This is a genomic window from Flavobacterium branchiophilum NBRC 15030 = ATCC 35035 (assembly GCF_002217205.1).
Taxonomy (GTDB): domain Bacteria; phylum Bacteroidota; class Bacteroidia; order Flavobacteriales; family Flavobacteriaceae; genus Flavobacterium; species Flavobacterium branchiophilum.
Genome location: NZ_MUGT01000100.1, coordinates 1 through 5,285 on the forward strand (window position 1 = coordinate 1; position 5,285 = coordinate 5,285).

Annotated in this window: 7 protein-coding genes and 1 pseudogene; 6 read left to right on the plus strand and 2 right to left on the minus strand. The window is 31.2% G+C overall.

Going from position 1 to position 5,285, the window contains the following annotated elements:
* Positions 1 to 704, plus strand: a pseudogene (locus B0A58_RS16475) (hypothetical protein); the annotation flags it as partial.
* Complete coding sequence (locus B0A58_RS11370) at positions 701 to 1,399, plus strand: hypothetical protein (RefSeq protein ID WP_089081157.1); 699 nt, start codon at positions 701 to 703, stop codon at positions 1,397 to 1,399. The pseudogene B0A58_RS16475 and the gene B0A58_RS11370, both read left to right, overlap by 4 nt.
* 33 nt (positions 1,400 to 1,432) lie before the next feature.
* Here the strand turns inward: B0A58_RS11370 and B0A58_RS11375 are convergent, their stop codons facing one another.
* A complete protein-coding gene (locus tag B0A58_RS11375; protein ID WP_089081158.1) occupies positions 1,433 to 1,672 on the minus strand; it encodes a hypothetical protein in 240 nt (79 codons plus the stop codon).
* 11 nt (positions 1,673 to 1,683) lie between these two features.
* A complete protein-coding gene (locus B0A58_RS11380) occupies positions 1,684 to 2,067 on the minus strand; it encodes a helix-turn-helix domain-containing protein (RefSeq protein WP_133063130.1) in 384 nt (127 codons plus the stop codon).
* 139 nt (positions 2,068 to 2,206) lie between these two features.
* On the opposite strand from B0A58_RS11380, the gene B0A58_RS11385 reads away from it, so the two are divergent.
* The 4 genes from B0A58_RS11385 (at position 2,207) to B0A58_RS11400 (ending at position 4,915) form a co-directional block, all read left to right on the plus strand.
* Entirely contained in the window at positions 2,207 to 2,443 is a 237-nt protein-coding gene (locus tag B0A58_RS11385) for a CHC2 zinc finger domain-containing protein (RefSeq protein WP_089081159.1), read from the plus strand.
* On the plus strand, positions 2,409 to 4,079 hold the full coding sequence (locus B0A58_RS16840; RefSeq protein ID WP_243389489.1) for an RHS repeat domain-containing protein: 1,671 nt from the start codon (positions 2,409 to 2,411) through the stop codon (positions 4,077 to 4,079). Before B0A58_RS11385 ends, B0A58_RS16840 begins: the two co-directional genes overlap by 35 nt.
* A gap of 2 nt (positions 4,080 to 4,081) precedes the next feature.
* Positions 4,082 to 4,471, plus strand: a complete 390-nt coding sequence (locus B0A58_RS11395) for a hypothetical protein (RefSeq protein ID WP_089081160.1) — start codon at positions 4,082 to 4,084, stop codon at positions 4,469 to 4,471.
* A gap of 105 nt (positions 4,472 to 4,576) precedes the next feature.
* Positions 4,577 to 4,915, plus strand: coding sequence for a hypothetical protein (locus B0A58_RS11400; protein WP_089081161.1), 339 nt, complete (start codon positions 4,577 to 4,579; stop codon positions 4,913 to 4,915).
* Positions 4,916 to 5,285 lie beyond the last annotated feature (370 nt).

The window sequence follows — 5,285 nt, forward strand, 5'->3', positions numbered from 1 at the left end:
CAATTGATCCTCTTGCTGAGAAATACGTTTATAACGGTGTATATAATTTTGCTGAAAACCGTGTTATCGACGGTAGGGAGTTAGAAGGTTTGGAATGGGTTCCAGGGAATCAAACACAGCAATGGAATGCTGCATTTAGAGAAGTAGGAGAAACATTCTTAAAAACATTAGACAATATTGGTGCTCAATTTGAACAGTCTTTTACTGCAGGAAGAGAAATTGCCCCAGCAACAGCGGTCGAAAATACGACAACAGTATCAGGGGGAACTAATTTTTATAATTCTGCAATGGATAGCTTTTACAGCAATGGTACAAGTACAAGTAGACCATTTACATTTGATATTAGCAATACTACTAAATTAGTAACAGAAGTAAGCGCAACTGGCAAAGCTGGACCAGTACAGGTTACTGGTTCGCTTACTAATGAAGTTAATCTTAAAAATGGAGAAACTACAAAAACAGCAAAAGTAGTTGCAGGAGTTGGTAATAATGGTGTGTTTGTATCAAATTCAAAAGGCTCAAATGATAAAAAATCAAGTACAAGAGCAGGTATTCAAGGTGAAGTAAGTACTCCTAAAGTTGCAGGAGCATATTTTAAAGTATCTGGTAGTTTATCAGTTGGACAAAAACCCCAAGAGAAAACCACCCCAAATACAAATAAAGCAAATACTAATTCATCTTCTCAAAATAAAGAAAAAAAATGACAAAAGAAAGCAACATAACTAAAACAAGAATACTGATCCAGTCTATGCTTTTTGTAGTATTGTTTTTATTTAGCTGTAATAATGATAACCAAAAAAAGAGCGGAATAGGAATTAAAAAAGATGGTTTTAAAGTTGGGCAATGGGTGTATGAAGATAATTATAAAAAAGAAATTAAAATTAATTGGAAATCATATCAGGATAGTAAGGTAAAAACAAGCATTCCTGTAAATTGGAAACCAACTAAAGAAGAAGGAGTTTTATTTTATGTACCTTATTCTAAAGAAAATCCAGAGTTGTATTATGCAGTTTTGAGTTACGATAAAAAGGACTTGGGAATATCGGCTAAAAATTATATAAAAGAAACATTTAGACAAATTTCAATCAAGAATAAAAAGTTTAAGTATTTTATAAGAAAATATACTTTTCAACAAACTAGCGAAGATTATTACCTTATAGAAGTATTTACAACTGAAAACAATATAAAATACAAAACACATTTATTGATATATGATAAGGGAAACTCAATTTATGATTTTGGATATAAAACACTAGATAATCCTTTAATGAATTATAAAAATCATCTTGTTTTTATAGAAATGTTCACCACATTTAGGTATAAAGGAAATCTAGTTATTAATACAAAAGAAAGAGTATTAGAAGAACCAGAATTAATAAAAATAGATGATTTAAAGTGAATTAAATAATATTAAAAACTAAAAAACCACTCCTTATCCGAGTGGTTTTTTCTTTTTAAAAAGTTTTGTTCTATTTTTAAATAAAATTAGCTGCTGTTTTATGGTATCTTTTTTAGTGTAAATACTATCATTTTTAGGAAATATATAGCAACCACAAGGCGAAGTATTGTACCAACGAAACTCAAAATTTAAAAGTTCAAGAGTATCTTTTTTCGTTTGCGCAAGAGCAGAACCGCAAACCAAAATGAAAACAACAGCAAATATTTTCCTCATCTTTTATAGGCTTAAAAACTCACTTTACCGTCTAATAAATCTTTCATTCTTTTTTTAGTCAACATCGAATTAATAATCTTAATCAAGGCATTTTTTTCATCTTCATCAAGTTGATTAATAAGCATTAGTTGTTCGTTAAGCTCGTGATTCTGTAACTCTACTACACTATTTTCACTGTCATTTAAAAGGCTGTCCGCCGAAACAGCAAACACTTTCATTAGTCGCTGTACAATATCAATGGACGGTAAAAGGTGTCCGTTCTCCATTTTAGACAAATGGGTAACGTGAATGTGTATTTTGTCCGCTAACTCCTTTTGGTTCATATCGGCAGCTTTACGTAAAGCTTTGATTTTTTCGTTGAACTTTATATTATAAAGTGCTATTTTTTCATTCAAATTTATAATAAGTTAAAAGTTTTCAGTATTAATATTTACTTTTATGAAATTATATTGCAATATTATGAAATATAATTAAATTTTTGCTTTCAATATAATGAATAAACATATTGAAGAATATTCAACTAAATTGTAAACAATGGAAATAAGTGTAATCAAACAAAACTTACCACTAGTAAACGTACTGCAACACTACAATTTAAAAGAAGACAAAAACAATATGCTCCGTTGTCCGTTCCACGATGATAGCACAGCGAGTTTACAAGTAAGTTTTAGCCAAAATAAATACAAATGCCACGCTTGCGATAAAAAAGGTGATGTTATTCAGTTTGTACAAGACTATGAAAAGTACAAACGCTTTTCCTGGTTCGTATGATGAGCGATTGGAATATGACAAAAATGGTAACATCTTGAATTTGAGACGTAATGGCGATTTGGATTCTGATTCGTCGTTTATGTATGCTCAAGAAATGGATGTTTTGGGATATACTTACAAACCTGATTCAAATTTGCTGTTGTCGGTTACAGATGACACGGCAAATCCAAAGGGTTTTAACGATGGCAACACCCAAAACGATGATTTTGAGTATGACAACAACGGCAATATGACTGTGGATTTGAACAAAAACATCAAAAATATTACTTACAACCACTTGAATTTACCTACAAAAATTTTATTTGGTAATTCCAATTACATTACGTATCTTTACACCGCAAGTGGGCAAAAAGTGAACAAAGTGATAAACGAGGCTGGAGTAATTACAACAACCGATTACATTAACGGGTTTCAGTACAAAACCTTGCCTTCTGGCGATGGTGGGTTGGTGTTTTTTCCGCATGCTGAAGGTTATGTAAATGTGAATAAATCTTACAAATTAACTGAAAGTAGTTTGTACAATTACGTGTTTAATTACACAGACCATTTGGGGAATATCAGGATGAGTTACACGCAAGCTCCAACAGGAGCCTTGTCGATTTTGGAAGAAAACCACTACTACCCTTTTGGGCTCAAACACACCAACTACAACTCCGACAAGCGGTTGTATGTGCGTGAAAGTGTTGCCTCCAAAATAAAACCCGTAACGCCTTTGTTTCCTTTGGTTTATAATTATAAGTATAATGGGAAAGAGTGGCAGGATGAGTTGGGGTTGAATATGTATGATTATGGAGCGAGGAATTATATGGCAGATATTGGTCGATGGGGAAGTATTGATAATAAATCAGAAAAGTATGTTTCATTTTCTCCATATCACTATGCAGGAAACAACCCTGTGTTATATTTAGATGTTGATGGTAATGAATTTACAGAAGGTGCTTGGGAATGGGTCAACAGATTAATTGCTGATATAAATTCTAGACAAGAAAAAAACAATAGCAGTATTGCTGACTATAAAGCTAAAATTGCAGGAGGAGGTAGTGATAGGCAAATTGCTAGATGGAATAGAAACATTAACTCACTTACAGCCAATAATGAAGAATTAGAAACTACAAGAGGAGAAACAGCAACATTAGCAGCTTCTACGCAAGTTTACGATGTTGTTACTGATAATGGAGGTACACAAAAAGATGCTTTTGGAAACTCTACAACTACCAATCAGACAACCTTTAATAGCGAAAATAACAGAGTTCAACTAACCGTTTCTTCTGGTACAGATTTAGGCCTTTTTTCTCACGAATTAAAGCATATGTATCAATTTGAAACAGGAGAAACCTCATTAGGATTAACTAAAAACAAAGGAGGTTCTTATCTAATAAGTGGCAATATGTTATTTTCTGATTTATCAGATGAAGTCCAAGCTTATCAAAGAGGAGCCTTGTTCGGGCAAAGGGAAAATATAAATTCGCCAGCCGATGTATTAACAAAAGAAGCATATGACTCAAGAATTCCATCAGGCCCTATTAATGCTGTTAATCATCCAAATGCAGCGGGTATAAAAAAAGACCCTCAATCATTTGCTAATAAATATAATGCTGCTTTTAGAATAAATAATACAACTTATAAACCACAATAATTATGAAAACTAAATTATTACTTTTTTTATTTTTTATTTTATATGGATGTATTAGTCAAAAGAAAAGCATTGGTATTTATGTGTTGACAAAAAAAAATACTTCTTATAATATAGTTTTAAAGTTAGAAGATAATAAAAGATATGAACTGCAAACTGTTTCTTCTGTTGGAGGTGGCATTACAAGAGGCAATTGGGTAGAAGGTAAGAATAATATTAAATTACTTCCAGATAAACCTAATATTGATAGAGTATTTTTAGATGACACTATTGTTGATAGACAAGAATTTAGACCTTTTTCAGACACAATTATTTTGAAAATAAAAGGCAATAAATTATATCGTATAAAAGGTGCAGGAATTATTAGTAAGAAGTTTTGTTTGATAAAATTATGAGAAAAACCCAAATGCCGCAGGCATAAAGCAAAATTCTCAATCATTTGCTAACAAATATAACGCAGCTTTTAGAATTGGAACCACAACATATAAACCACAATAAGGATGAAAAAAATAATTCTATTGATCGGATTCTTGATAATATTTACTTCTTGTAGTAAAAATATTTACGGAAAATATAATACTAGTTATTCAAGAGATAAGAGTGCATTTTTTCAAATAACTTTAAATTCTGACAATACTGTTGAAAAGACAGAAATACATACGATAAGTATTTTTGCTAAAGGGCATTATATATTAAAAGAAAAACAAGTAATTTGTTTTTTGGATTCAACAAAAAATAACTTTCCTCCAGATACCCTTACATTTAAAATAAAAGGAAACAAACTTTATTTTGTAAAAAAGGGAATTGTTAATACAAAATTTTATTTAAGGAAAGAATAAACAAAATCTATAATGTAAGCAAAAACCCGAGCAATTGCTCGGGTTTTTTATCTAACTAAATAATCTTATGATACTGTTCTAAAAACATCACTAACATACACCAAAGCTGCAACCTAGCCCCGACAGTAGCGGCATCCTTTTTGTTTTTTCTTTAAAAACAAAAAGATACAGCGTATGGCGGGAACTGCCCCTGCGTGAAAATGCCAAATGTGGCGGCTTCTTGTAAGTGGGAAGTATGAAGTATGAAGTTAAAGGTTAGAAATTAGAGGTTAGAAGTTAGAAATAAGAAGTAAGATGGGATTACCTTTGTCAAATTTTGAAAATTTGACAAAGGTTTTTTAAAAAAAATAAAATTTACCTACAAAAATTT

What these genes read in the sequence shown, in the direction of transcription:
- B0A58_RS11370 (WP_089081157.1), top strand. Translation starts at nt 701, where the DNA reads ATGACAAAAGAAAGCAACATAACTAAAACAAGAATACTGATCCAGTCT.
- B0A58_RS11375 (WP_089081158.1), bottom strand. Translation starts at nt 1,672, where the DNA reads ATGAGGAAAATATTTGCTGTTGTTTTCATTTTGGTTTGCGGTTCTGCT.
- B0A58_RS11385 (WP_089081159.1), top strand. Translation starts at nt 2,207, where the DNA reads ATGGAAATAAGTGTAATCAAACAAAACTTACCACTAGTAAACGTACTG.
- B0A58_RS16840 (WP_243389489.1), top strand. Translation starts at nt 2,409, where the DNA reads ATGAAAAGTACAAACGCTTTTCCTGGTTCGTATGATGAGCGATTGGAA.
- B0A58_RS11395 (WP_089081160.1), top strand. Translation starts at nt 4,082, where the DNA reads ATGAAAACTAAATTATTACTTTTTTTATTTTTTATTTTATATGGATGT.
- B0A58_RS11400 (WP_089081161.1), top strand. Translation starts at nt 4,577, where the DNA reads ATGAAAAAAATAATTCTATTGATCGGATTCTTGATAATATTTACTTCT.